This window comes from Pseudomonas sp. LPH60 (assembly GCF_030718165.1).
GTDB classification, from domain to species: domain Bacteria; phylum Pseudomonadota; class Gammaproteobacteria; order Pseudomonadales; family Pseudomonadaceae; genus Aquipseudomonas; species Aquipseudomonas danubii.
This window is the reverse complement of the sequence record NZ_JAVAJH010000003.1, coordinates 1-25,121: the sequence shown is the minus strand read 5'-3', so window position 1 is coordinate 25,121 and position 25,121 is coordinate 1. Positions and strand designations below refer to the sequence as shown.

General features: G+C 58.9%; 25 protein-coding genes. 13 read left to right on the top strand and 12 right to left on the bottom strand.

Annotated features, from left to right (window positions below; all coding sequences use genetic code 11):
• Positions 1 to 38 precede the first annotated feature (38 nt).
• The 5 genes from Q8O96_RS10485 to Q8O96_RS10465 all read left to right on the top strand — a co-directional run bounded on the left by Q8O96_RS10485 (position 39) and on the right by Q8O96_RS10465 (position 3,888).
• The gene (locus Q8O96_RS10485) at positions 39 to 959 is read left to right on the top strand and encodes a hypothetical protein (RefSeq protein WP_305948762.1); all 921 of its coding nucleotides are present in this window, start codon (positions 39 to 41) and stop codon (positions 957 to 959) included.
• 122 nt (positions 960 to 1,081) lie between these two features.
• A complete protein-coding gene (locus Q8O96_RS10480) occupies positions 1,082 to 1,399 on the top strand; it encodes a hypothetical protein (RefSeq protein WP_273907087.1) in 318 nt (105 codons plus the stop codon).
• A 446-nt stretch (positions 1,400 to 1,845) separates the two neighbouring features.
• On the top strand, positions 1,846 to 2,256 hold the full coding sequence (locus Q8O96_RS10475; protein WP_305948761.1) for a hypothetical protein: 411 nt from the start codon (positions 1,846 to 1,848) through the stop codon (positions 2,254 to 2,256).
• A gap of 186 nt (positions 2,257 to 2,442) precedes the next feature.
• Positions 2,443 to 2,835 (top strand): DUF2846 domain-containing protein, encoded by a 393-nt coding sequence (locus Q8O96_RS10470; RefSeq protein WP_305949020.1) that lies wholly within the window; start codon positions 2,443 to 2,445, stop codon positions 2,833 to 2,835.
• A gap of 612 nt (positions 2,836 to 3,447) precedes the next feature.
• Positions 3,448 to 3,888 (top strand): RDD family protein, encoded by a 441-nt coding sequence (locus tag Q8O96_RS10465; protein WP_305948760.1) that lies wholly within the window; start codon positions 3,448 to 3,450, stop codon positions 3,886 to 3,888.
• Positions 3,889 to 4,072: 184 nt separating this feature from the next.
• Here Q8O96_RS10465 and Q8O96_RS10460 read toward each other — a convergent pair whose 3' ends face one another.
• Positions 4,073 to 4,345: a hypothetical protein gene (locus Q8O96_RS10460; protein ID WP_305948759.1), complete on the bottom strand. Its 273-nt coding sequence runs from the start codon at positions 4,343 to 4,345 to the stop codon at positions 4,073 to 4,075.
• 288 nt (positions 4,346 to 4,633) lie between these two features.
• Between Q8O96_RS10460 and Q8O96_RS10455 the strand changes: the two genes are divergently transcribed.
• A complete protein-coding gene (locus Q8O96_RS10455) occupies positions 4,634 to 5,215 on the top strand; it encodes a hypothetical protein (RefSeq protein ID WP_305948758.1) in 582 nt (193 codons plus the stop codon).
• Between the two features lie 137 nt (positions 5,216 to 5,352).
• Here the strand turns inward: Q8O96_RS10455 and Q8O96_RS10450 are convergent, their stop codons facing one another.
• Entirely contained in the window at positions 5,353 to 6,300 is a 948-nt protein-coding gene (locus tag Q8O96_RS10450) for a GyrI-like domain-containing protein (protein ID WP_102861693.1), read from the bottom strand.
• Positions 6,301 to 6,445: 145 nt separating this feature from the next.
• Entirely contained in the window at positions 6,446 to 7,192 is a 747-nt protein-coding gene (locus Q8O96_RS10445; protein ID WP_305948757.1) for a thioredoxin family protein, read from the bottom strand.
• A 195-nt stretch (positions 7,193 to 7,387) separates the two neighbouring features.
• Here Q8O96_RS10445 and Q8O96_RS10440 point away from each other — a divergent pair, with 195 nt between their 5' ends.
• On the top strand, positions 7,388 to 7,780 hold the full coding sequence (locus Q8O96_RS10440; protein ID WP_102861695.1) for a transcriptional regulator: 393 nt from the start codon (positions 7,388 to 7,390) through the stop codon (positions 7,778 to 7,780).
• 10 nt (positions 7,781 to 7,790) lie between these two features.
• Here Q8O96_RS10440 and Q8O96_RS10435 read toward each other — a convergent pair whose 3' ends face one another.
• Together Q8O96_RS10435 and Q8O96_RS10430 are read right to left on the bottom strand one after the other, a co-directional pair.
• Positions 7,791 to 8,660 carry a DUF6279 family lipoprotein gene (locus Q8O96_RS10435; protein ID WP_305948756.1) on the bottom strand — a complete coding sequence of 290 codons (870 nt, stop codon included), beginning with the start codon at positions 8,658 to 8,660 and terminating at the stop codon, positions 7,791 to 7,793.
• 256 nt (positions 8,661 to 8,916) lie between these two features.
• On the bottom strand, positions 8,917 to 9,105 hold the full coding sequence (locus tag Q8O96_RS10430; protein ID WP_016962619.1) for a hypothetical protein: 189 nt from the start codon (positions 9,103 to 9,105) through the stop codon (positions 8,917 to 8,919).
• A 354-nt stretch (positions 9,106 to 9,459) separates the two neighbouring features.
• Here Q8O96_RS10430 and Q8O96_RS10425 point away from each other — a divergent pair, with 354 nt between their 5' ends.
• From Q8O96_RS10425 to Q8O96_RS10415, 3 genes are all read left to right on the top strand, one after another.
• Positions 9,460 to 10,296 (top strand): S1 RNA-binding domain-containing protein, encoded by an 837-nt coding sequence (locus Q8O96_RS10425; protein WP_060838083.1) that lies wholly within the window; start codon positions 9,460 to 9,462, stop codon positions 10,294 to 10,296.
• 176 nt (positions 10,297 to 10,472) lie between these two features.
• Positions 10,473 to 11,396, top strand: a complete 924-nt coding sequence (locus tag Q8O96_RS10420) for a DMT family transporter (RefSeq protein WP_102878814.1) — start codon at positions 10,473 to 10,475, stop codon at positions 11,394 to 11,396.
• 190 nt (positions 11,397 to 11,586) lie between these two features.
• Complete coding sequence (locus Q8O96_RS10415; RefSeq protein WP_011059908.1) at positions 11,587 to 11,715, top strand: PA1414 family protein; 129 nt, start codon at positions 11,587 to 11,589, stop codon at positions 11,713 to 11,715.
• 88 nt (positions 11,716 to 11,803) lie between these two features.
• Here Q8O96_RS10415 and Q8O96_RS10410 read toward each other — a convergent pair whose 3' ends face one another.
• The 4 genes from Q8O96_RS10410 to speB form a co-directional block, all read right to left on the bottom strand.
• Positions 11,804 to 12,064, bottom strand: coding sequence for a hypothetical protein (locus Q8O96_RS10410; protein WP_110595135.1), 261 nt, complete (start codon positions 12,062 to 12,064; stop codon positions 11,804 to 11,806).
• 26 nt (positions 12,065 to 12,090) lie between these two features.
• Positions 12,091 to 12,222: a hypothetical protein gene (locus tag Q8O96_RS10405; protein ID WP_277989234.1), complete on the bottom strand. Its 132-nt coding sequence runs from the start codon at positions 12,220 to 12,222 to the stop codon at positions 12,091 to 12,093.
• 298 nt (positions 12,223 to 12,520) lie between these two features.
• Positions 12,521 to 13,909, bottom strand: coding sequence for a sodium:solute symporter (locus Q8O96_RS10400; RefSeq protein ID WP_115581844.1), 1,389 nt, complete (start codon positions 13,907 to 13,909; stop codon positions 12,521 to 12,523).
• 335 nt (positions 13,910 to 14,244) lie between these two features.
• Positions 14,245 to 15,195 carry an agmatinase gene (gene speB, locus Q8O96_RS10395; protein WP_011059912.1) on the bottom strand — a complete coding sequence of 317 codons (951 nt, stop codon included), beginning with the start codon at positions 15,193 to 15,195 and terminating at the stop codon, positions 14,245 to 14,247.
• Between the two features lie 357 nt (positions 15,196 to 15,552).
• On the opposite strand from speB, the gene Q8O96_RS10390 reads away from it, so the two are divergent.
• Together Q8O96_RS10390 and Q8O96_RS10385 are read left to right on the top strand one after the other, a co-directional pair.
• Positions 15,553 to 16,446: a LysR family transcriptional regulator gene (locus Q8O96_RS10390; protein ID WP_102861700.1), complete on the top strand. Its 894-nt coding sequence runs from the start codon at positions 15,553 to 15,555 to the stop codon at positions 16,444 to 16,446.
• Positions 16,447 to 16,455: 9 nt separating this feature from the next.
• Positions 16,456 to 17,055, top strand: coding sequence for a tRNA-uridine aminocarboxypropyltransferase (locus Q8O96_RS10385; protein ID WP_102861701.1), 600 nt, complete (start codon positions 16,456 to 16,458; stop codon positions 17,053 to 17,055).
• Positions 17,056 to 17,158: 103 nt separating this feature from the next.
• Here Q8O96_RS10385 and Q8O96_RS10380 read toward each other — a convergent pair whose 3' ends face one another.
• From Q8O96_RS10380 to Q8O96_RS10370, 3 genes are read right to left on the bottom strand one after another with little or no spacing between them, the layout of a single operon-like run.
• Positions 17,159 to 18,514, bottom strand: coding sequence for an HlyD family type I secretion periplasmic adaptor subunit (locus Q8O96_RS10380; protein WP_305948755.1), 1,356 nt, complete (start codon positions 18,512 to 18,514; stop codon positions 17,159 to 17,161).
• A gap of 11 nt (positions 18,515 to 18,525) precedes the next feature.
• Positions 18,526 to 20,685 (bottom strand): type I secretion system permease/ATPase, encoded by a 2,160-nt coding sequence (locus tag Q8O96_RS10375; protein ID WP_250329291.1) that lies wholly within the window; start codon positions 20,683 to 20,685, stop codon positions 18,526 to 18,528.
• Between the two features lie 18 nt (positions 20,686 to 20,703).
• Positions 20,704 to 22,080: a TolC family outer membrane protein gene (locus Q8O96_RS10370; protein ID WP_102861704.1), complete on the bottom strand. Its 1,377-nt coding sequence runs from the start codon at positions 22,078 to 22,080 to the stop codon at positions 20,704 to 20,706.
• 578 nt (positions 22,081 to 22,658) lie between these two features.
• Between Q8O96_RS10370 and Q8O96_RS10365 the strand changes: the two genes are divergently transcribed.
• Positions 22,659 to 25,121 (top strand): retention module-containing protein (locus Q8O96_RS10365; protein WP_305948754.1); only part of this gene is annotated, 2,463 nt, incomplete at its 3' end.

Here is a 25,121-nt window from a genome sequence, read left to right as displayed (position 1 = left end):
GGGGTGCTCTGGCGGCAGGTGCTAGCGAAGCTTTGGTCGTGGAACTGGGCCAGTTGGTCAAAGGTGATGAAAACCTATTGGTCATGAGTTCACAAATTGTCGGTGTATTAGCAGCTGCCTCGCAAAAGGATGCCGATGCACAGTCAATAGAGAAGGGCCGCTGGGTCGCACAGCAGGCAATCCTTTACAACAACCTCAATCATGCGGCGGCAGAAAAGCTGCTCAAGGAGATCAAAGACTGTCGTGCCGCGGGAGGCTGTAGCGAAAGCAAACTTAAAAGCATTCTGGGGAAATATGAGAGCTTGTCTGCGGAACGCTCCAATGCCATCAATGCATGTGGTACCCGCGTGTGTGTAGACAAAATCCTAAATAGCTCGATCCGAATGGACGACCCCGTTTCTCAGGAGCTTCTTGGGTTGTTACGGCAGACAACCTATGACACCCCTGGCTTGTTGCAGGGAAATCCAGATTTGGTTAGTTGGCAGAGTCCTAACCCGAGCGGTTGGGGAGATACTTTTGCACTGGACAAGCAACAGGCGTTTGCGAAGAACCTCAAGGAGGGATGGCTGACTCCTCAGGAGTTGGCCGACCTCGACCGTTGGAATGACTCTACCTCTTGGGTGGATAGATCCGCAGGACGGAAGTTAGAGCCTAAAGAAAAAGCTAGTATTCTGTTGGAGTTGGGCACAGCAGCCGCGATGGCGCTGATGGGAGGCAGGGGAAGCGTTGGGGGGGCTGCAAAAGGAATACTTACACCAAAAGACTTTCCTGAGGTCTCAACAAAAATAAGCCAGAGGCAGAATCGTCATACTGCAGGGACACAGCAGCTTGAGGAGCGGGGGGGCGTTGGTTTCGTGAACAGTGTTTCAGATGCTCAAAAAGTGCTTGACGCTTACCACTCCGGCCAAGTGAAAATCCTAGGAAAGAATGGTCAAGGTTTTCCAGTGGTTAAATTTTAGGGTGTTGCTGGAACTAACGTTAATCTCGGCGTTGGTATAACTAATCAGCCGACTAACGTATTTGTTATCAAGGGTACAACAAAGCCGAGCATTGTCCCCACAAATCCAAACTGGAGTCAGAAATGAGTGATCAGCCTGTGCTGGAAGATTGGAACTTTCAAGTGCTAATGCTTGTTCAGGCGTTGGTAGGGGCGGTCTCTGCCAACTTTAGAATGGTCGCATTGCTGTGGTGTGGCGATGAGTGGGTATTGAGGTTCTATCTTGAAGAAAACCTTGAGGATGACGTCGAGGAGATTGAAGATATTGTTTGTCAATATACTGCATATCAAAATTCTAGCTTGAGATGCCGTTCTGAATTGATTGTGGGTAGCGAAAGACTTCCGGTGTTATCTGAGCTTGGGCGGGTCGTGTACCGTCGCAGAGAGGCCATTGGCAGTTAGTTGTTGCAAAGGAATTAGCAGTTCCTTCGGGTGCTAAGTGGAACACTTCTGTATCACAAACGGATGGAAATTTTGGCGCTCTGAATCAACTGGCTCCAATATATAAACCAGCCTTTTTTGATCCTAAAAATTCAGCTGCTGGATTTATAAGTAATGGTAGGATTAAAGCGGCTGATTTAGAAAAGCTAATTCCGCCAGGTGTTCCTGATAGCTTTAAGTCCTCAGCAATGATAGTTGATGGAAGTAAATTTCAGTATAGTTTTGGTGGGCAGAAGGTTGAGATAAAGTGGCATTCTCAAGATTTGAATGCGGCAGTGAAATACCCAGGATCTAACTCAGGGGCGGGATGGACTGCTCAGATAAAAATAGGTAATAAATTGTTAGGTCAAGATGGTAATGTTTATAGGAAGGCTTCAAATTTGACTCATATTCCAGTGGGTTTTTAGATGAAAGATATTTCCTACTATGAATCATTGCCTGAATTGTTGGGTGAGGAAAATTTGCACTCTGAGTTTGTGGAGGTTTTAGATGCCTACGGTCATGAAAAATATGGGAGAGGGGTGGTTATAAAAAATATTCTCGAGCTTAGTGATCGCCAATGGAACTCGTATTCTTATATGGATGAAATTCTGAAGGCTAGAGTGGAAGACGTATTGTTGAAAGTCTGGGATGGCACTGATCTAGAGTATGTTGAGGACGTTATCGCTATTTCTGCACGGCTAGGTCTTGTTCGGTTTTTTGAGTTTTTGTCTACTCGCCAAGATTGTGAGATGTCGGATGAAGTTGCGGCGGAAATTAAAAGTGCAGTTGTCGAGCTCAGAGGAAATATTGATGATCCGTATAGTGGTATGAAATGATTTTTTGTGCTGTTGTTTGGTAGGAGGGGGACTTTCGGCAGTAGTACGATTTTTCTAGTTTATATAAAATTACAAAGGCTATGTGAAATAGGGATGGATAACATGGTTAAGATTTTCTGCAAGACTGCTGCTGTTCTCTCGATAGCCCTGCTTTATGGCTGTGCCTCAGCCCCATCAATGGAAAAAATGCAAGCCGAAGTCGCGCAGTACTCGTTGCCCAAACCTGCAGTTGCCGATAAAGGGCTGGTATACGTCGTTCGCCCCAGCAATGTGGGAATGATGGTGCGTTTCAATGTCTTCTTGGATGATAAAGAAGCCGACTCGGAAATGGGCTACAACCGTGGTAACCAGTACATCTATTTTTACGCCACTCCTGGTCAGCACGTGATCAGTTCCAAGGCTGAAAACTGGTCAGATATGCCTGTGACGGTTAAGGCTGGCGAGGTTATCTACCTCAAGCAAGAAGTTGAAGTCGGCATGATTATGGCCCGCAACAGCTTGAAGGTGTTAAGTGATATAGAGGGGCGTTATCTGGTCAAAGATGCAGGCCTGGGCACTATTGCCAAAGAGAGCAAGTAGCCTTTGATCGATCGGTATACGATCTACTGAGAGCGAAAAAGGGCGACCTTTAAACCATCCTTATGTTGATAGGCTTTTGATGGGCGATGCAGCGCCAGCAATTGACATGGATGGAGATGTGATTGCTGAAGGGGATCATAGACATATAGCCGAAAAAATCATCAGGCAGGGAACCTAGTGTAAGGCCTGGAGCGTTATCTTCAAAAAAATTGATCTAAAAAGGCCTATTGGTGATTTAAGATTTTATCCAGTGGTTTGATGAGTGGCGCTAAAATGATTGGGTCGCATTAGTGAACGCTACATTGACCTGTTCAGTAATGAGAGGTGCTGACCTTTCAGGTTAAATCGCTGCTTATGCTGATTTTTCTTAGGCTGATCTTTTAATGGCGAATTTGAAAAATGCAGATTTGGGGGGGGCGCTAAAGATGCTGACTTGTGTGGAGCTAATTTTGACGTCAGGCGAATATAAGAACTAAGTGTGATGAAAAAGATTCTATGGCCAGAAGGGTTTTATCCTGCGCTCCACGGTGCGGTTAAGGTTAAGGCTTAGTGTTGGGTTTTTAAGTAAGTGTTTACAGTTATAGCCCTATTTTATCGATGGAGAGATACATTGTGAGTCAGGTAGAGTCAACTAGTCCAATAGGTACTTATGATCTGGCAGGCCCTATAAAGCGCCTAGCTGGATACGTTGTTGATATGGCGGTTGTATTTTTTATTCTGTTTTTGAAAAGCTTCATGCTGCATTTGTCTGTTCGCTTCAGCTCAGAACTGGGTCTGACGGTTTTTCAGGGGGTTGATTATTTCTTGACTTTGCTTGCTCTCGCCTACTTTTTGTTTTGCGATGCACTGCCCAATGGGCAAAGTCTGGGGAAGCGTCTATTCAAGATGACTGTGGTTGGCTTTCCTTATGGACCATCCTGTACCCCGCTTCAATCAGCTTTGAGAAATTTGCCTAAAGCGTTATTCAGTATTTTGGATGGTGTATTTGTATTATTTGGTTTGCGTCGACGACTTGGCGATATGTTGGCTAGAACTGTTGTTATCAATTTGTGAAAAAATAGAGTCGAAAAGAGCGGGATAAAGGTAGAGTCGAGGTGTTTGAAAAGTATTGGACTTGTCTTGCCGATGCGGAGTGTTTGACGAAACACTGAAGGTGCTGAGTGATCGAGAGACTATCATCTGGTCTACTACTATGTACCAAGACTAAAGGGGCGGCTCTAATACCGCCCCTTTTTGCTTATGCTGATAGCTGACCTTGCATCCTTCGCCCTGCCACATCCATCAAATCACACCCATCTCGCAGCAAAATGCTGCACACCAGCGACAGTTCCTGCAGCACCACTGCACCTCTGGGCGCGTCATCAGAAATCGCGAGGTTCTCCAGCAGTTGAGTCACAGCGCGAATGCGATACGCCGCTGCATCGTGCAGGATGTCTATGGGAGCTTGGGTATCGATCAGCAGGGATGGAATGTTGCAGTCGTGACCGGTTATAGCTTGATAACGCGTCATTTATTGAGCCTCTTTAGTTTGACTGAGGACTCTGTAGATCAGGTCGCCAAACCCGGTCGTCCTTTCAACGACCCCTCGACTATATCCAGCGCTCCCCCTGTCCTTAAAGCCCCATTCCTACTGGATCGTCTGCTTCTGCCGTAAGGCAATTCCTAATTTGCCGAGCGTATCTTTTCGAGCCGGTCCTCCGCGATTTTCCTGGCTTACAATGCCGCCGCTTATCGCCATGCCACAGTTGGTTTTCAGGTGGCGGTGCGTTGTTGAAAACCCTCTCAAGGAAGATCTGTTATGCGTCTTTTGTCTCTGCTGTTCAGCTTCGTTCTGCTCGCCGGTTGTGCTTCAACCCCGGACTATTACATCTCGCCCAAACCGGTGCAGATTCCCGCCACCGCCACTTATTGGATCGACACTTTCAACCTGCAACTGGTTGGCGAGAGCGAGCGCTTTCTGCCCGAGGACAAGCTGCGTCAGCAACTGGGCATGGAGTTGATCCGGCAATTGGGTAATGCCAATCGCTACGCCGCCACCAAGGACAGCGCCGACTACCTGCTGGATGTGAATGCGGTGTACAAACGTCGGCTCAGCGATTCCCAGGGCGGGCTGGTGTCGATGGTCGTCGATGACAATACGATCCTGGCCAGTGTCGATTTCGGCTACAAGGTCCAGGTCAAGCGCGACGGCGCCGAGGTGTTGCATTTCGCCCAGGAACGCAATGGGTTGCAGCCTGCCGGGGCCATGGGTCAGTTGCGCAATATGAAGACCATGTTGGGGGCGATCACCAACAGCGGTAACTCGGATGTGGAGAACTTCTACATTCGTGCTCTGCCGAAGTTCATCGTTCGTGATATCACGGCCATTCCTTCTCGTTGAGTGGGGATGTAGCGGGATTGTAGGAGCGAGCTTGCTCGCGATGAGCCCCAGGGTGTCGCGCTCTGTCAGTAACAGCGCGTGATCGTTGGCGTTCTTCGCGAGCGAGCTCCTACATGGGGATCAACGTGCTTTTTGGGTTACAGCTTTTTGACCGGAATGCAGATCTCACACTCCAGCTCTCCCGTCTTGAGGTCGTAATACGCATCCGCCGGGTAGCGCTCGAAGGCCGGGCGTGGGTCGAACTGCAGGCCGCTCTTGGGTAGCCAGTCGCGGCACAGTTCGATCCAGGCGTCGGCGATAGCCGGGCCCAGGCCGCGGTAGTGGGCCACGGCGTAGAGGCCGCCGGGCAGGGTGGTGACGACGGCGGGGGCGCTGGCCTTGAAGTCCTTGGGCACTTCGACGCAGGCGTCGTAGCGGCATTTGTCGGCGGGGGTGAGGTCCGGGTCGTCGTGGCCGATGCCGTAGCGCACGTGGTTGAACAGCTGGTGTTCGAGCATCCAGGGCATGGCGGTTTCGCGCCAGAACAGGCCGATGCCGGGCCCGTAGGCGCCGATGTAGCGCAGGTAGGCCACGCGGGTGGCGGGCAGTTGCTGCAGGGTGACGTTCATGCTGGTTTCCTTCAGATGAATGAAGGCGTCAGGATCGTCGAAGGCCGGGATGTGGGTCTGATCAGGATTGCTCAATTCACGCAGGCGGCGTTCGCGGATGTCGTCGAGGCGGCGGTGCCAGCGTTTGGGTTCGGTGTCGCGCCAGGTGCTGGGTGAGACCGAGAAGTGTTGCTTGAAGGCCCGGGAGAAGGCTTCGCCGGAGCCGAAGCCGACATCCATGGCGATTTCCAGGATTGAGGCTTCGGGGCGGCTGGCCATCAGATAAGCCCCACAGGCCAGGCGCCGACGCCGCAGGTAGGCCCCGAGGGGCTCTCCGACCCAGGCGCTGAACAGGCGGTGGAAGTGGTAGGGCGAGAAATGCGCCACCCGCGCCAGATCAGCCAGCTCCAGGGGCTGGTCCAGGTGTTGGTCGATATGCTCCAGCACCCGGCTCATGCGCAGGGTGTATTCGTGGAGGCTGTGGTAGGCGGCGCTCATGTTTGCAGATTAGTTCGCTGTGGGGCGGACGTTGCAGTCTGCCGCAGATTTGTGCCGTTTGTGAGAGCCAATCGCCTGTCGGTACGATTCGCCGGCAGCCGGCTCCTACAAACGCCCCGTAGCCGGCTTGCCGGTGAACAGGATCTTAAGCGTCACCACAGCAAGGGTGGCTTCCCTTGCCTTCGGGTGTCTGTTCGTAGCGGTCATGGAGGCGGACCCAGTCCATGATCTGCTCTTCATTGCGCCCTTTGGGCGTCAGGTCGAGGAAGTTATAGGCTCCCACCAGCAGGTCCAGTCCGCGGGCATAGGTGGAGTAGGTGTGAAAAATCTCACCTTGGTCGTTGCGATAGAACAGGCTCAGGCCGGGTAACTCGGCTTCATCGCCACTGGCCTGTTCATAGTTGTAGGTCGCGGTGCCCGCGGCTAGCTGCTGGGCGCTGAGGCTGACACCGAAGTCCTGGTTGAAGTCGTCACCGGCGCTGGAATACCAGTCGAAGCGCCAGCCCATGCGTCGACGGAAGTTCTGGAATTGGGCATAGGGCGCGTGGGAGACAGCCACCAGCGTTACGTCGTGATGGGCCAGGTGCAGGTTGGCGCCGTCGAAGTGGTCCGCAAGAAAGGAGCAGCCCTTGCAGCCTTCTTCCCAGCCGGCGCCGAACATGAAGTGGTAGACCAGCAACTGGCTACGCTCGCCGAACAGTTGCGCCAGGCTCAGGGCTCCGTCGGGGCCTTGAAAGCGGTAGGGCTTGTCGATCTTGACCCAGGGCAGCGCCCGTCGCTCGGCACTGAGCTGGTCGCGCTGGCGGGTCAAGGCCTTTTCATGGATCAGGTGCTGCTTGCGTGCGAGCAGCCATTGTTCCCGGGAGACCACGGGGTGATCGGTAGTGCTCATGGCGTTTCTCCTCAAGGCAGGGGGCATGGGTCTTACACACGCTAGTCGTTTGGCGCAGGGCTGGATCGACAAGCTGCCCAGCGGTTTTCCGATCAGGGGTCAGGCTGGCGCGGCGTATTTCCTGAACGGCTGAAAACCCGGTCGGTCACAACCTATGAACGGCATTTCATTCTCATGTCTGGAGGTTGAACCGCAATGACCACATATAACTGGGATCTGATTGAACGACTGCTGCACGAAGTGCAGAACGGCGCCGGCCACAGTTTCACGCCTCGCCCCTACGCCGAGCAGCATGCGGCGGCCAAGGAGGCGGAGGGTGAGCCCACTGGCAATCTGGATGAGCTGAAAGTCACCGCCACCCAGTACGAAAAGTTGCTGCTGGACCGGGGCTTTATTGAAACCAGGCCCGAGGAAGAGGGCGGCAACGGCGAGAACTTTGTACTGACGCCTCGTGGATCAAGCCTGCTGTGTCTGATCGACAGCAGTATTCCGGGCAACGATCACCCGCGTCAGGTGCTGGATGAACAGGCTGATGCCCTGGCTGCGGATACCTTTGACGAGGTGGCCTCCAAGGCGCAGATCGCCTAGTTTCGCGATGCTAGCCCTGGCTTGCGTTGTGCAGGCATTTCAGGGCGGCGAAGTCCTTGCGTACACCGTCGATTTTCTTCAGCAGGTGCTGGCGTTGGTCCACGCTGCTGGCGGCCATCAAGTCAACCAACAGGCTGCGTGCGGCCTGTTCGGTGTGGGCGTAGGCCTGGCGGTAGTCGTCTGTCCATAGACTCTCGCGGTTGACCAGCAACTGCTCGATGCGCTGTGGGAAATCGCTGTCTCGGCGTTGCGCCACTGCGGCGCTGAATTGCGTCTGCCAATGGACGCGATTGGCGATCCACTGCTGGTTCTGCTCTCCCAGGGAGGCAGACCATTGCTCGATTCGTTGTTGCTGGCTGGGGGTCAGGGGGCCGAGCCAGGCATTCAGGCGCTTGCTCATGCGCTGACTGCGCTGCTGGATCTGTTGCGCCAGTGATGGCGTGAGGTACTGCTCGCGGTGTTCTTGCTGGTCCTTGGCGAAGGCGTTGTTCATCTCTTTGACTTGCCCGTCGTCCAGGCCCTGGAGCAGTTCTACAGCGGAAGGGGTGATCTGCCTTACAGTCTCGGCGATGGCCTGCTTGGCTTCCCGGGTTCGTGCTTGCAGGTCCTGATCACTGACCTGATTGCTCTGCACCATCAGTTGCAGGCGATCGAGCCAGTCCAGATAGCCGGGCAACTGGGTGCTGCAATGCCAGCTCAGGTGCTGCTGCAGACGCTGGTTGAACCAGCTTTTCTGCTCGCTGTTCATGTCCAGGTAGTCGTTGAGGGTCCAGGGGATGATTACATCCAGGTTGCGATAGGCCAGGCCGACTCGGCTGCAGGCGCCGAGCAGCAGGCTGAGGATCAGCAACGAGATAAGCAGGGGCCACTGGCGCGCCATGTTCGAGTCCTTGCGAGTTCGGGTTCCTGCATCTGAACCCGGAAGGCTGCCAGCCGTTCAGTCGCAGGGCGGAAGGCCGGCAGTGATGAACTGGGAGTTGGCTGAAACTATTGATCCAGAGAGCTGAAAGGATAGCGGCCAGGAACAGCGGATAAGGGCCGTTGGTCGACTTTTAGTGCTAGGGGGAGGAGAGAAGGGGTGCCAGTCCTAGCGCTTTGAGGGCAAAGCGCTAAGGGACCAGGATAATGCGGGGGAATTACTTTTTGCCGAGGCTGATCTGCTTGGATGGGCCGAAAGTCTGGCCGCTGACGCCTTTGGCAATTTGCTGGATTTCGCCGCCCGATTTCAGGAAGGCCGCGATTTGTTCGTTGATCGATTCGCTGGTTTCAACGGCGGGAGCTGGTTTTGCTTTGCTGTTGGAGGCTTTTACTCGCATGGCGGCCATTTAACCTTTTGGGAAAATTAATTTGGCCAGGCATCTTATCAGAAATACTTGACAATTGCTTGGTAAATATCCTCTGAAACAAAGGGGCGTTTTTTGGGCTTTTTCCTTAAGTTGATCTTGCTGACATCTTCCTAAGTGGCTGTTTTAAATAAAGACCCGTTACTGAAAATGCGGCCTGGTGGCTGTTTGCCCTTACCCGGCAGGTCGCTGTTGGCCTGACGAATGGCCGCTTGAGCGCCAGTGATGCTAGAAAAACCAAGGCTCTTCACGGAATTTTCCGGTCCGGGACTCAGGAGCGTCAACCTGGGCGTGGAAAACAGGTAGAATGCCGCCCACGCAATGAGGGTATTGGAAATGGCTTTAGTCGGGCGCTACAACAGTTTGCAAGTGGTTAAACACACTAACTTTGGTTTGTATCTGGACGGAGGGGCGGACGGCGAAATATTGCTGCCCAATCGTTATATTCCCAAGGACATTCCCAGTGAAGATGAAGACTGGTTGAATGTTTTTGTTTATCTGGACAGTGCCGACAAGTTAATCGCAACTACCGAAAAGCCGAAAGTTCAAGTTGGCGAGTTTGCCAGCCTTAAAGTCGTCGAAGTTAACAGTATCGGGGTATTCCTGGATTGGGGATTGCCCAAGGACCTGCTGCTGCCCTACTCGGAAGAGAAGCGCCAGATGAATGCCGGCGAGTACTGCGTGGTGCATGTCTATCTGGACAAGCACACCCGTCGTATCACGGCCACGGCTCGCCTGGACCGCTACCTGGACAAGACTCCGGCTAACTACAAGGTTGGTCAGGAAGTCGACCTGTTGGTGGCTGAATCCACCGACATGGGTTTCAAGGCGATCATCAACAACAAGCACTGGGGCCTGATTCACAAGAACGAAGTGTTCAAGTTCCTGCGCTCCGGCATGCAAGAGAAGGGGTTCATCAAGGAAGTGCGGGCCGATGGCAAGATCAGCCTGAGTCTGCAACCGGTGGGTGAAGAAGCGGCCACCAGCCTGAACTCGAAGATCCTCGCCAAGTTGCGCGAAAACAATGGCTCTCTGGCGGTCAGCGACAAGAGCGATCCGGCCTTGATCAGCAGTTTGTTCGGGGTCAGTAAAGGCAACTTCAAGAAGGCCATCGGCGCGCTCTATAAACAGGGCCAGATTGTCATTCACGCAGATCGTATCGAGCTAAGCTGATTCTTGTTTCGCTCTGGGGTGGATGTGCTTAAAGCCCCACCTCTTCTATGTCTCGTGTTGCCTGTCTTTCCTGGTGCGGCCGGCCTTGCAGCACGACGGCTGGGCGCGCGCCTGGGGGCGTTGTCTTTTCCACAGCGGGTAGCTGTCATGTCGATGAATCAATCTGAGGGACTGCGGTGAGCATCGAGCGGCGCAACGCCGATGGTTTTGCCCTGCAGGTGATGCTGGGGTTGTGCCTGATCTGGGGCGTGCAGCAGGTGATGATCAAATGGGCGGCGGCGGATATTGCCCCGGTGATGCAGGCGGCTGCTCGTTCCGGGATTTCGGCGCTGCTGGTGGCCCTGCTGATGTGCTGGAAAGGGGGCTGGTCCCAGGTCTCCAGTACCTGGCGCGGCGGTTTACTGGCCGGCGCCCTGTTCGGCCTGGAGTTCCTGTTCATTGCCGAGGGGCTGAAGCTGACGAGCGCCGCGCATATGTCGGTGTTCCTCTACACCGCCCCGATCTTCACTGCCCTTGGGGTCAATTGGTTGCTGCCCAGTGAGCGGCTGCGGCCGTTGCAATGGTTGGGGATCATCCTTGCTTTCATTGGCATCAGCATCGCCTTTGCCGGTGGAATCTCCCTGGACAATCTGGATCGGCGCATGCTCCTGGGCGATGTATTGGGATTACTGGCGGGGCTGGCCTGGGGCGCGACCACGGTGGTGGTACGCGCCTCGCGATTGTCGGAAGCGCCAGCCACACTGACCCTGTTCTATCAGTTGATCGTCGGGTTCGTCGGCCTGCTGCTGATTGCGGTGCTCAGCGGCCAGGTGACCCAGGTCAGCCTGACCCCGGTGGCCGTGGCCAGTGTGTTGTTCCAGGGGCTGGTGGTGTCGTTCTTCAGCTACCTGACCTGGTTCTGGCTGCTGCGTCGCTATCTGGCGGCGAACCTGGCGGTGTTTTCGTTCATGACACCGATGTTTGGCGTGACCTTCGGCGTGCTGTTGCTGGGTGAACCCTTGAGCCTCAACTTTGTGCTGGGGGCGCTGCTGGTGTTGTTGGGCATCACCTTTGTCAGCGCCGAGCAATGGCTGCGTCGGCGGATCAAGCGCTTTCTATAAGCCGCTGCCCATGCGCCTGTCGGGCAGGCGGCACAGGCGCTGCGGGCCAATGGCTGAATAGCCTTGGCCGATTCGCTTCAATCCAGTAACAGTTCATTGCTATTGCGAGGCAGCGCGCGGGAAAAGTTAGGACTATTATCTGCTTGAGGCGGCGCAGTATCGCCGCTCGGCACGACCCTGAGGGGGCACTATGAAAGACAAACTGCAAAGCTGGCTGCACGACCTTGGTGTCGCACTGGGCCTGATCGAGCCACCGCTGCAACCGGTGCCGATTCCTACCGACGAAGAACTGCGGCGCCGTCAGCAACGTCGTCGTTGAGCTCAGGGCGAGAGCGGAGTGCAGACTCCGGCTCTCGCCAGGGTTTTCTGGCCGGCAGTCGCTCGGCCATCCACCCGAGGCAATCGGGTCAATCCTGATTTTGCCGGGACTTTTCCAGCAACCATTGCACCAGGTCGTCGACCTTTTCCAGGCGCCAGAGCGCTCGCTGCTCTTCCCGGGGGGAGATGCAGAGATCGAACCTGTCCTCCAGGCGCCAGAGCAGCGCTTCGATATCCTCCCGGTCGAGTCCGAGTGCTTGCAGAGCGCTTTGGTCATCGAAGTCGGTGCGTTCATCCAGCCCCCGACGGATGAGCAGGTGTACGGCCACGCGTGCTTCGGCCCGTTTCATCGCGTTACTCCCGAGGAGCGAGCAGGTCAGGCGGGACGGGCAGCGTCGGCGCGGGTCTTTTCCAGGATCACCTGGCTGAGTTTGCTGATGGAGTTGATCCGGTACCGATCAAGGTCTGGATCAACGCGGATGCTTGGCTGGATGTCGAAACGGTCCATAAACACCTCGGGGCAGGGGAGAGGTTCTGATTGTTTTATGACCCCGTCCAAGGGTGAAGCGATAGCGTGCCCTGAGGCTGCCAGCGATCCTTGTACTGTTCAGTAACAGTCGTCGCTGAATCAGATTACAGCAGAGGTTTTTTCCGGCGGTGGTGACCGCTCGTCCAGTGGGCGGCTTCCTGGATCGGGCTGAAGCGAGCGTCATCCGGCGTTGTGGCACTTTTTCGTGGACGAAAAAAACGGGTGCGGCCACCGACGCCGCACCCGTCGAAGAAAACTTCAGGCGTCTGACTTCAGGTCAGATCGCATTGGCCAGAGGCACCGAGCGCCGGGAGACCAGGCTCACCACCACGAAACTCACCAGGCCCACGGCCAGGCTGTAGTAAATCGGTGTGTTGGCGTCCAGGCCGTCCTTGAACATGAAGAACAGCGCGGTCATGAAGCCTAGAGACATGCTGGTGATGGCCCCGGCCGTGGTGGCGCGTTTCCAGTAGATGGCGCCGATCAGCGGAATCAGCATGCCGCCCACCAAAAGGTTGTAGGCCAGGGTCAGGGCACTGATCACGTCGCTCACTACCAGGGCGATACCCAGCACCACAACGCCCAGCAGCAACGTCGCGATGCGGTTTTCGTGCACGTCGCCATTGCCGCTTTCACGGCCACCGCGCAGCCGCGGCAACAGGTCCTGGGTCACGGTGGTGGAGGCCGCCAGCAGGCCGGCGCTGGCGGTGGACATCAGGGCTGCCAGAGCCGCGGCAATCACCAGGCCGCGAACGCCGTTGGGCAGGCTGGTCTGGACGATGCTGGCGAAGGCATTGTTGACGTTGTCCAGATCCGGCAGCAGCACCTTGGCGGCCATGCCGATCAGCGCGCCGGCCAGGCCGTACAGCACGCAATAGATGCCGGCCGCGGTCCCTGCAATCTTGGCTACTCCTTCGCTGCGGGCGGTGAACACTCGTTGCCAGATGTCCTGGCCGATGAAGATGCCGAAGAAGTAGATCAGGAAGTAGGTGAGGATGGTGTCCCAGCCGATGGCGGTGAAGTCGAAGTAGCTGGCCGGCAACTTGGCCACCAGGCTGTCCCAGCCGCCGGCGTCGACGATGGACAGCGGCATCAGCAGGAACACCAGGCCGATGGTCATGATCAGGAACTGCACGATGTCGGTCAGGGTCAGCGACCACATGCCGCCGATGGTCGAGTAGAGCACCACCACACCGCCGCCCACCAGGATCGATACCCAGAATGGCAAGCCGAACAGCACCTGCATCACTGTCCCAATGGCAATGGTGGAGGTGGCGCCGATCATCAGTGCGTAGACCAGCATGATCAGTCCGCTGGCGTGGCGTGCCGCGGGGTTGTAGCGGCGCTCCAGCACTTGGGTGACGGTGTAGATCTTCAGTTTCAGCAAGGGTTTGGCCAGAAACAGGCTGAGTCCGACGATGCCCAGGCCGATGGCGCCGCAAAGCCAGAAGCCGGAAATGCCGTGGACGTAGCCCAGGCGTACGGTGCCGATGGTCGAGGCGCCGCCCAGTACGGTGGCCGCCATGGTCCCCAGGTAGAAGCCCGGCCCGAGGTTGCGGCCGGCTACCAGATAGTCATCACGGGTCTTGGCCCGGCGCATGCCGTACCAGCCCAGGGTGATCATGCCGGCGGCATAAATCAGTACTACGAGAATATCCAAGCCCATGTTCGGGTCCTCACAAGCAAGTTGTTATTGTTGTTGCCACCCGCCGATGCGGACGGTCACCCCGTTGACCAGTGGAGGCCGGTCTTCCGGAAGAGCTGCGGTTGCTGGGGCAGGTCAGGCCAAGGGGGGCCTGTTTCGAGAGAGGTCGTACAGGGTGCTGCGTCGAGGGGCGGGAATCTGGGCGTCCCCGTTGTTCATGTCGTTAAGGCTGTTTTCTTTATTGTTATTCATGATCTGCTCCGACCACGTTGGCTAAGGTGTTGCGCTCCTTTGCATGACGGTTCCATGGCCGCGCTCGTGCTTGAGCGCGGCACCAGCCCTCCCAGGGCCGAGACTCAGCGGTGGGCCACGCCGGGCAGTACGCAGAGCATTTCGTACAGCAGGTTGGCACCCAGCAGCGAGGTGTTGCCGGTGGTGTCGTAAGGCGGCGAAACCTCCACCAGGTCGCAGCCCACCAGGTCCAGGCCCTGGCAGCCACGGACGATCTCGATGGCCTGGATGGTGGTCAAACCGCCGATTTCCGGGGTGCCGGTGCCTGGAGCCCAGGCCGGGTCGATGCCGTCGATGTCGAAACTCAGGTACACCGGACCGTTGCCGACCTTTTCACGGACTTCGGCCATCAGCGGTTCCAGGGATTTGTGCCAGCACTCTTCGGCCTGGACCACACGGAAGCCCTGCTTGCGGCTCCAGTTGAAGTCTTCGGCGGTATAGCCCTGGGCGCGCAGGCCGATCTGCACCACGCGGTCGCAGTCCAGCAGGCCTTCTTCCACGGCGCGGCGGAAGGTGGTGCCGTGGGCGATCTTCTCGCCGAACATGTGGTCGTTGACGTCCGCGTGGGCATCGATGTGCACCAGCCCGACCTTGCCGTGTTTCTTGTGGATGGCCCGCAGGATCGGCAGGGTGATGGTGTGGTCGCCGCCCAGGGTCAGGGGAATCACGTTGTGTTCGAGGATGCCGTCATAGGCTTCTTCGATGATGCGCACCGCGTCCAGCAGGTTGAAGGTGTTGATTGCCACGTCGCCGATGTCGGCCACCGACAGCGAGTCGAACGGAGCGGCACCGGTGGCCATGTTGTAAGGGCGGATCATCACCGACTCGGCGCGGATTTCCCGCGGGCCGAAACGGGTGCCGGCGCGCAGCGAGGTGCCGATGTCCAGAGGCACGCCGACGAACGCAGCGTCCAGGCCGGCGGCGGATTGCAGATGGGGAAGACGCATCATGGTGGCGATGCCGCCGAAGCGCGGCATTTCGTTGCCGCCCAGTGGTTGGTGGAGAATCTTGTCCACGGGATAGGCCTCATCGTTGTTTTATATTTATGGGGCTGAGGGCGCAGCAGGTATCGCCCGTTCAACCGATTGGGCCGATTCTGCGAAATGTAGTTCGGGGAAAGAATCGCTACGGACAAATACTTAGTTCAGATTTTTCTAAACTAATGGCCAGGGCCGCGCTAGACTCTCGCGCTGCTGCCAACGCCCTGCGAAGCGTGGCAGCCTGCCCCCTTCTGCTGGTGCAAGCAGCGTTATCCGGGTGACGGGGGCGATTGAACGTGGGCATGGATGGCATCGGGTCTGCTTCATCGCGCGGCACGAGCACGCGCACTTGTTACAGGGAAGTGGTCGTTTTGCCTGTTATCGGAGCCTGTCATGGCCAACGCTTTACCTGATCTGAAACTATTGCGCATCTTCGTCAGCGTGGTGCGCCATCAGGGGTTCGCCAATGCCCAGCACGAACTCAATCTCTCGACGTCGGCCATCAGCACCTACATGAGCCAGCTCGAAGGCGCCCTCGGGCTGGTGCTCTGCCACCGTGGCCGTGGCGGGTTCAGCCTGACCAGCAAGGGTGAGCTGTTCCACCAGGAGACCTTGCGTCTGCTGGGGGAGCTGGAGGGCTTCGAACAGTACGCCGCGGCCCTCAAGGGCGAGTTGCGCGGCACCCTGAACCTGGGGGTGATCGATTCCACCGTCAGCGACAAGGCCCTGCCGTTCGCCGAGGCCATCGGCGCCTATAGCCAGGAGCATCCGGCGGTGCATTTGCACCTGTCGGTGATGAGCCCCCACGAACTGCAACTGGGGGTCCAGGACAACCGCCTGGACCTGGCCATCGGCGCCTTTTCCACGCGCATGAGCGGCCTGGTGTACATGCCGCTGTACCGCGAGCAGCACTGGCTGTACTGCAGCAACCGGCATCCGCTGTACAGCGAGCGGCGCATCCCCGAGCAGGTCATCACCCAGCAGCGCATGGTCGGCCGTGGCTACTGGAGCCAGGCGGAACTGGCCCGGCACGGCTTCAAGCACAGCGCGGCGACTGTCGAAAGCATGGAGGCGCAGTTGATCCTGGTGCTGTCCGGCGCCTACATCGGCTACCTGCCGGAACACTATGCCCAGGCCTGGGCCGACAAGGGCGACCTGCGGGTGCTGCTGCCGGCAACGTTCGGCTACCAGGCGCCGTTCTCCCTGATCATGCGTCGTGGCCGGGGCCGTGAACCCCTGATCCAGACCTTTCGCGATCTGCTCAAGGCCCAGCTCAACCAGTCATAAGGAATTCCCATGTCCCGAGCACGCTGCGAGCGTTGCCTGCGTCCCACAGGCCATTGTTTGTGCCCGCTGATCCCGGATTTGCCCAGCCGCACCCGGGTGTTGCTGCTGCAGCATCCCAGTGAGGTCAACCACGCCTTGAACACGGCGCGGCTGGCGGCCCTGGGGCTGCACAATGCGCAGTTGCGGGTGGGTGAGGTGTTCGAGGATTTGCCGACGCTGCTCGCTCAACCCGGATACCGGGCCTGCCTGCTGTTCCCGGCGGACGATGCCCAGCCGCTGCAGGCCTATGCCGAGACCGATGAACCGCTGCTGCTGGTGGTGCCCGACGGTACCTGGCGCAAGGCCCGCAAGCTGTTGCACCTCAATCCGCTGCTGGCGGCCTTGCCGCGAGTGACCCTGGCCGCCGCGACGCCCTCGCGCTATCGCCTGCGCAAAGCCCCGGGACCGGGTGCGCTGTCGACCCTGGAAGCCATTGTCCAGGCGTTGCAGGTACTGGAGGCGCCGGCCTCCTTCGAGCCCTTGCTGCGCCCCTTCGAGGCCCTGATCGAAGGGCAGATCGCGGCGATGGGCGAAGACACCTACCAACGCAACCACGGCGCCAAACCCTGACGTCTTGCCTTCAGGTGCGGGCTTGTCCGTGAAAGCACTCTCAAGTCTGCGGCAAAGTCAGAGGGCCTCTTCGCCGGCCAGCCGGCTCCTACGTAGCCGGCAGTCAGCGTTCGCGCATGGCTTCGGTGCGGGCCTTGAGCACGGGCTTGAGCAGGTAGTCCAGCACGCTTTTCTCGCCGGTGATGATGTCCACCGTGGCCACCATGCCGGGGATGATCAGCAGTGGATTGGCGTCGCCCCCCAGGTGGTTCTTGTCGGTGCGTACCTGGATCAGATAGAAGCTGTTGCCCTTGTCGTCGGTGACGGTGTCGGCGCCGATCAACTCCAGCTTGGCGCTCAGGCCGCCGTAGATGGTGTAGTCATAGGCGCTGAACTTGACCATGGCTTTCTGTCCGGGGTGCAGGAACGCCACATCCTGAGGCCGGACCTTGGCCTCAATCAGCAGGTTGTCTTCCATGGGGACGATTTCCACCAGGTCGCTGCCGGGCTGGACTACGCCGCCGATGGTGTTGACCTTGAGCAGCTTGATCACGCCGTGCACGGGCGATACCACCGTGGTGCGGTTGACCCGGTCATCGATGGCGATCCCCGACGCGGTGATCTTCGACAGGTCAGTGCGTTTCTCGTTGAGTTCCTTGGCGGCATCGGAGCGGAAGGTCTGCACCGATTCATCGATCTTGCTCTTGATCTCGTTGATGGCCGATTCGGCCCGTGGAATGGCCAGGGTGGTGGCGTCCAGGGAGCCGCGAATCTCTACCGCGCTGCGCTTGAGCCGCAGGATTTCCACCGGTGACACGGCGCCAGTGCCCACCAGGGGGGCCGACATGTTCATCTCTTGATTGAGCAGGGCCAGGCTGGAGCTGTATTGCCCCTGCTTGGAGCGAAATTCCGCCAGTTCCTGGGTCTTCTGCCGCAACTGTTCGCTGAGGGTGCGCTGCTCGCTGGCCAGGCGCCGTTGGCGCTGGTCGTACAGAGAGCGTTCGTCTTCCGCCACTTGCGGCGCCTTGCTCAGCACTTCGGCGGATGGGGTGAAGGGCTTGCCTTCGGCTTCGGCGGACAGACGCTCGACCTGGGCCATCAAGGCGAAGCGATCCGCCTCGCTCTCGCCCTTGTTCGAGCGAAAGCGCGTGTCATCCAGGCGCAGCAGGGTCTGGCCCTTGTCCACCATCTGCCCCTCGCGGACGAAAATCTCGGTGACAATGCCACCTTCCAGATTCTGGATCACCTGGATCTTGCTCGAAGGAATGGCCTTGCCTTCGCCCGTGGTGACTTCCTGGAGCACCGCGAACCTGGCCCATACCAGTGCGCAGAGGATTAGCGCGGCGGCGATCCAGACTGTCAACCGTGATCTGCGGGGCGAGTCTTGCAACGAGGCTTCTGCGGTTTCCGGCATGAATTCGCTTTCCGCGCTTCGGCGAAAACTGCCCAGGTAACTGCGGGGTGACGATGGTGTAGACATGCTCGGCACTCCTAGACGGCTGCAGAGCCAACACGGCCCTTGCGCAGTGCATCGATAACCGCGTCTTTCGGTCCGTCGGCGACGATCCGTCCTTCGTCCAGAACCACCAGGCGGTCCACCAGGCTGAGCATCGAAGTGCGGTGGGTCACCAGCAGCAGAGTCTTGCCCTGGACCTTGGCATGCAGGCGCTGACGCAGTGCGTCTTCGCTGCTGTTGTCCATGGCGCTGGTGGGTTCGTCCAGCAGCAGGATCGGCGGGTCCAGCAGCAGGGCCCGGGCCAGCAGCACCGCTTGGCGCTGGCCGCCGGACAGCAGTTGCCCACGTTCACCCACCGGTCGGTCGAAGCCTTGGGGGTGGGCGCGGGCCAGTTCGGTGACCCCGGTGAGCTCGGCGACTTCGAGCATTCGGGCATCGCTGATGTAGCGCGCGCCCAGGGTCAGGTTGTCCCGCAGGCTGCCGGCCAGCAGCGGCAGGTCATGGGCGACGTAGCCGATCTGCTGACGCAGGTCGGCCACGTCCAGTTGCCGCAGGTCCAGGCCGTCCAGCAGCAGTTGGCCTTCCTCCGGGGTGAGAAAACCCATCAGCAACCGGGCCAGGGTACTTTTCCCCGAGCCGCTGCGGCCGATGATGCCGACCCGCTCTCCGGGCTTGAGGCTGAAACTGATGGTGTTCAGCGCAGGGGTGCTTTGCCCGGGGTAGCGAAAGCTCACTCGGCTGACTTCCAGGGCGCCGTGCAACTGGGTGCGCTCCAGAGGCCGCTGACGGGCATCGCGTTCCTGGGGCAGGGCCATCAAGGCGTCGGTGCTGCGCATGGTCAACTGCGCCTGTTGGTAGCGGGTGATCAGCCCGGCGATCTGTCCCAATGGCGCCAGGACCCGACTTCCGAGCATATAGGTGGCCACCAGGGCGCCGACGCTGAGGTTGCCGGCGATGATGCTGTAGACCCCGGCGACGATGGTGGCCATGCCGGACAACTGCTGAATGAACAGGGTGCCGTTGGTGGCCAGGGCCGAGAGGTTGCGGGCGTGGCTGTCGAGGCGGGTCAGGGCGCCGTGGGTGCTTTCCCACTTGTGCTGGCGTTCGCTTTCGGCACTGCAGGCCTTGAGGGTTTCCAGGCCGCCGAGGGTCTCGATCAACAGCGCCTGACGTTCGGCACCCAGGGCCAGGCTTTTTTGCACGGTGTCCCGCAGGCGCACCTGGATCAGCATGGCGAAGACGATGGTGATGGGGAACGCGAGTATCGGGATCACCACCAGCCAGCCCCCGAGCAGGCCGATCACCACCAGCATCAGCAGGGCGAAGGGCAGGTCGATCAGGCTGGTCAGGGTCACGGCCGTCAGAAACTCCCGCAGGCCCTGGAAGTCGTGGATGCTTTGGGCAAAGCCGCCGATGGTGGCTGGTCGGGCCTTCATGTTCATGCCGGTGATGCGTTCGAACAGGGTGGCGGAGAGGATCACGTCGGTCTTTTTCCCGGCCTGGTCCAGCAGGTGGGCCCGTACCACCCGCAACACCAGCTCGAAGCCGGTGCCCAGCAGCAGGCCCAGGGTCAGCACCCAGAGGGTCGAGGTGGCCTGGTTGGGCACTACCCGATCGTAGGTCTGCATCACGAACAGCGGCACCATCAGGCCCAGCAGGTTGATCAGGAGGCTGGCGAGAATGGCGTCGCTGTAGAGCCAGCGCGAGAGCTTCAGGGTGTCGCGAAACCAGGCGTCGACCCTGGGCACCAGGGGGCTGCGCAGGTCTTCGAGTTCATGGCGGGGGCGGGCGAACAGGGCCTGGCCGCTGTATTCCCGGGCCAGTTCATCGCGGCTCACCCACTGCTCGCCACCTTCGGCCTCGCTGGGCAGGATCAGGGCCTGGCCATCCTCGCCCCAGCGCCTGAGCACCGCGCAACGACCGCCTTGGAGGATCAGCAGCACCGGCAGGTTGAGAGCGGATATCGCCCCCAGTTCCCGGCGCAGCAGACGAGCCTGAAGGCTGGCCCGGGCCGCGGCCCGGGGCAGCAGGTCGAGGCTCAGGCGTTGCTTGTCCAGGGGCAGGCCTGCGCTGAGGCTGCCCCGGCTGACGTTGCAGCCGTGGAGTCGGCACAGGATCAGTAATCCGTCCAACAGCGGGTCATCGAAGCTGGCACGCGGATCGGCGTGCGGGCTCCCGGGTTCGAGGCTGGTCAAATCGAGTCCTCCACGGGACTACTTCATTTCCGGCAGGCGCGCCTCGCTTTTCACTTCGCTTTGGGCGATGGCTTCGGCCGGTACCACGACTTTTTCCTTGCTCAGCAGTTCGCCCATGTTGGCCAGTACCCGGTACATGGAGAACTCTTCGGTGTAGCGCACTTCGGTGTAGCGGCGGTTGGCGTTGTACAGCTCATTTTCACTGTCCAGAACGTCGAGCAGGGTGCGTTGGCCGAGGCCGAACTGGTCCTGATAAGCGGCCCGCACCCGGGTGGTGGTTTCCGCATATTCCCGGGCGGTGGGGGTCTGTTTCTTGGCGTTGAGCATGGCGTTCCAGGCCAGGGTGATGTTTTCGTTGAGCATGCGCAGGGCGTTGTTGCGGATGTCCATGGCCTGGTTGATCTTGTGCGCGTTGGACTGCAGGCGGGCCTTGTCACTGCCGCCGCGGAACAGGTTGTAGTTCATGATCACCCCGACCCGCCATTCGTTGTCGTGGCCCAGGTCGCCCTGCACATTGTCGTTGGCGTTGACTGCGGCCTCGGCGTCGAAGCGTGGATAGAAGGGCGACTTGGCCACTTCGTACTGACTCTCCGCCGCCTGGATGTCAGCCTGGGCGGACTTCAGGTAGGGGTTGTTCAGCAGCATGCTCTGCTTGGCGTCGTTGAGGTTCTGCGGGATTTCGCCGCGGATCGACGGCAGGCTTTCCAGCTCGTCGGGCAAGCGTCCGACTGCGCTGTAGAAGTTGGCCTCGGCATCGGCCAGGTCGACCTGAGCGGTGTCGTAGTTGTTCTCCGCCAGGGCACGCCGGGCCTTGGACTGGTCGAGGTCGGCGGTACTGCCCACGCCTTGCTGGCTGCGCAGGCCGATCTGGTCGTTGACCCGCAGGTGGGCCTGCAGGTTGTTCTTGGCCAGGGTCAAGAGTTCACGGCGCTTGAGCACCTCCAGGTACACCTCGATGGTGCGCAGGGCGAGGCTTTCGGCGGTGCCGCGGGTGAAGTAGGCCCGGGAGTTGACCACCGACTGGGTGCGGCCCACTTCATTGGCCGTGTTGAAGCCGTCGAAGAGCATCTGCCGCAGGCGCAATTCCGACTGGGTGTAATTCAGGGTCTCGGTGTTGTGGTTGCCGGTACCGCGTGCCACCCCATAGCCGCGGGTGGTGCTGTTGTCGCTGTAGCCACGGCCGTAGCCGGCATTGAGGTCCAGGCTGGGATAGAAGCCACCCTTGGCCACCTTCACATCCTCATCGGCAGACAGCCGGTTGTTCTGGCTGGCGCGAAGTTCAGGGTGATTGTCCAGAGTGCTCTGGATGGCTTCAGTCAAAGACATGGCCTGAGCCGGGCTGACGCAGATTGAGGCCAAAAGAATTGCACCGCTGAGGGGGGTGAAAACGCGCATGGGTGTCTCTCCCTGATCCAGTGAAACAGTGTTTTCGTCAAAAATATGACTAAAAAATTGAGACTTAACCGTCTCATCTTGTTTACAACAGAGCTAAGAACATCCAGAAGGATAGCTAAGAAAAAAAATTCATAAGTTTTATGCCAAAAAAAACTTATGCATGTTTGTCAAAGCAAGACATTGTTCCAATCGCAAGCCCGGAATTTTCAGGCGTTGAGGCATTTCCTGAAGTTTCTGGGGACGTTCAAATTTCAGGTAGTTCAGGGCGGGGAAGTGGTTACAAGGAAGAAGGTACGGAACAGGATATGGCGGCATTTTTTTGGCGATTTCGCCTTTTGACCTGTTTCGCACAATGTAGTTGGTGAGCGATCCGAAGGCACGGATGAGGCTGTTTTGTCCGGCGCCCTGCGGTATCAGCCGTCCGACTGGTAGCAAGGGAGGGCGGGACATCAAGACTGGCGCGCTTCGCCATGGGGGCGGAGCGGCCAGGCACAGGGTCTGTTCAACCACGGGTTAACGCTGTCTGCGCTGCCGCTAGCAAGCGGATGCCGATTGTTCTCGGCATCGGAGGAGTGCACATGGCAACGTTAATCGGCATTGTGACCAAGGTGATCGGGCAGGTTTACGCGGTAGGCGCGGATGGCGCCCGTCGTCTCCTGGTGGAGGGGGACCGGCTGTTTGTCGGTGAGCAGTTGGTCACTGGAGCCGAAGGTGCGGTGGCAGTGCATCTGCAAAATGGCCAGGATCTGACCCTGGGCCGTGACAGCAGCCAGCAACTGACGGCGCAGTTGCTTGACCAGCAGGCCACTCAGGTCGATACCCCGCAAGTGCTGGCACCCAGCGATGCGCAACTGAGCGATGTCGAACAACTGCAACAAGCCATTGCCGCCGGTGATGACCCAACCCAAACCGCCGAAGCCACTGCGGCGGGCCCCACCGGTACCGGTGGCGCGCCGGGTGCCGAGGGCGGCGGTCACAGCTTTGTTCTGCTGGAGGAAGTCGGGGGCCGGGTCGAGCCGGTGATCGGCTTTCCGACAGCGGGCTTCAATGGCATCCCCGAATTTGTCCCTGAGCGCATCGATGGCCTGCTGCCGATCAATGGTGCAACCCCCAACAACCCGGTGAGCCTGAGTGGGCTTGCGGTGGAGGGCGGTGAACTCACGGTCAATGAAGCCAACCTGGAGCAGGGCTCGGCAAGCAATCCGGCGGCCCTGACCCAGAGTGGCACTTTCACAGTCTCGGCCCCGGATGGGCTGTTCAGTCTGAATGTCGGTGGCATCAATGTGGTCAGCGGCGGCGTGGCGGCGGCTTTTCCACAATCCATCGCCACCGGCCTGGGCAATACCCTGACCATCACCGGCTTCAACGCGGCCACCGGGGTGGTCAGCTACAGCTACACCCTCAATGGCAATGATCTGCACTCTGCGGCGGATGGCACCAACAGCCTGAGCGAGCAGTTCAGCGTGGTTGCCATCGACAGCAATGGCGACTCGGCCAGCAACACCCTTGACGTCAATATCACCGACGATGTGCCGACGGCAGTCAATGACAACAACGCAGGCACCGCCTCGGAAAGCCAACTGACCCTGAGCGGCAATGTGCTGACCAATGATGTGCAGGGCGCTGATCGGGTGGCGGCCGGACCTGTTACTGCCGGCACCTTCAATGGCACCTTCGGCACCCTGGTGCTGGCGGCGGACGGTAGTTACACCTATAGCGTGAACACCAGCGATCCGGCCTTCCTGGCGCTCAAGGGCGGCGGCAGCGGCACTGAAACCTTCGCCTATACCCTGACTGATGCCGATGGCGACGCCAGCACCGCCAACCTGGTGCTGCAGGTGAACAACAATGACGACCCTGTGCTGCTGCGGGGCTTGGAGGTCGAGGGAGGCGAGCTCACTGTCTATGAGAAGAACCTGACCACCGGCAGCGGCCCGGATACCCCGGCCCTGACCCAGAGCGGCACCTTCACGGTGACCGCCCTGGACGGCCTGCAAACCTTGACTGTCGGCGGTATCACCGTGGTCAGCGGCGGCGTACCGGCGGGCTTTCCGCAAAGCGTCACCACTGGCCTGGGCAATACCCTGACCATCACCGGTTTCAACCTGGCCAGCGGAGAGGTCAGCTACAGCTACACCCTCAATGGCAACGATGCCCATCCGAACGCCAATGGTGCCAATAGCCTTGGCGAGCAGTTCGATGTAGTGGCCACTGACGTGGATGGCAGCAGTGCCAGCGCCTCACTGGATGTGAACGTGGTGGACGACCTGCCCACGGCGGTCAACGACAGCAATCCCGGGACCGCTTCGGAAAGCCTGTTGAGCCTGACAGGCAATGTGCTGGGCAACGACGTGCAGGGCGCCGACCGGGTCGCTTCCGGGCCGATCACGGCCGGCACCTTCACTGGAACCTATGGCACCCTGGTGCTGGCAGCGGATGGTTCGTACACCTATACCTTGCATCCCACCGACCCTGCGTTCCTCGCGCTGGGCGGGGGCGGCAATGCTACCGACACCTTCACCTACACCCTGACCGACGCCGATGGCGACCCCAGTACGGCCAATCTGGTGCTGCAGGTGCACAACAATGACGATTCGGTGACCTTGAACGGCCTGGAGGTCAATGGTGGCGAACTCACCGTTTACGAGAAGAACCTGACCACTGGCAGCGGCCCGGATACCCCTGCGTTGACTCAGAGCGGCACGTTTACTGTAACGGCCCTTGATGGTCTGCAGAGCCTGAACGTGGGTGGCATCAGCGTGATCAGCGGCGGAGTGGTGGCGGGTTTTCCGCAATCCATCGCCACCGGCCTGGGCAACACCTTGACCGTTACCGGTTATGACGCAGGCACCGGGGTAGTCAGCTACAGCTATACCCTCAATGGCAACGATGCCCATCCGACGGCCAATGGCGTCAATAGCCTCAGCGAGTATTTCAGTGTGCTGGCCACTGATGTGGACGGCAGCACCGCCAGCGGCTCTCTGGACGTCAACGTGGTGGACGACCTGCCTAGTGCGGTCAACGACAGTAATCCGGGCACC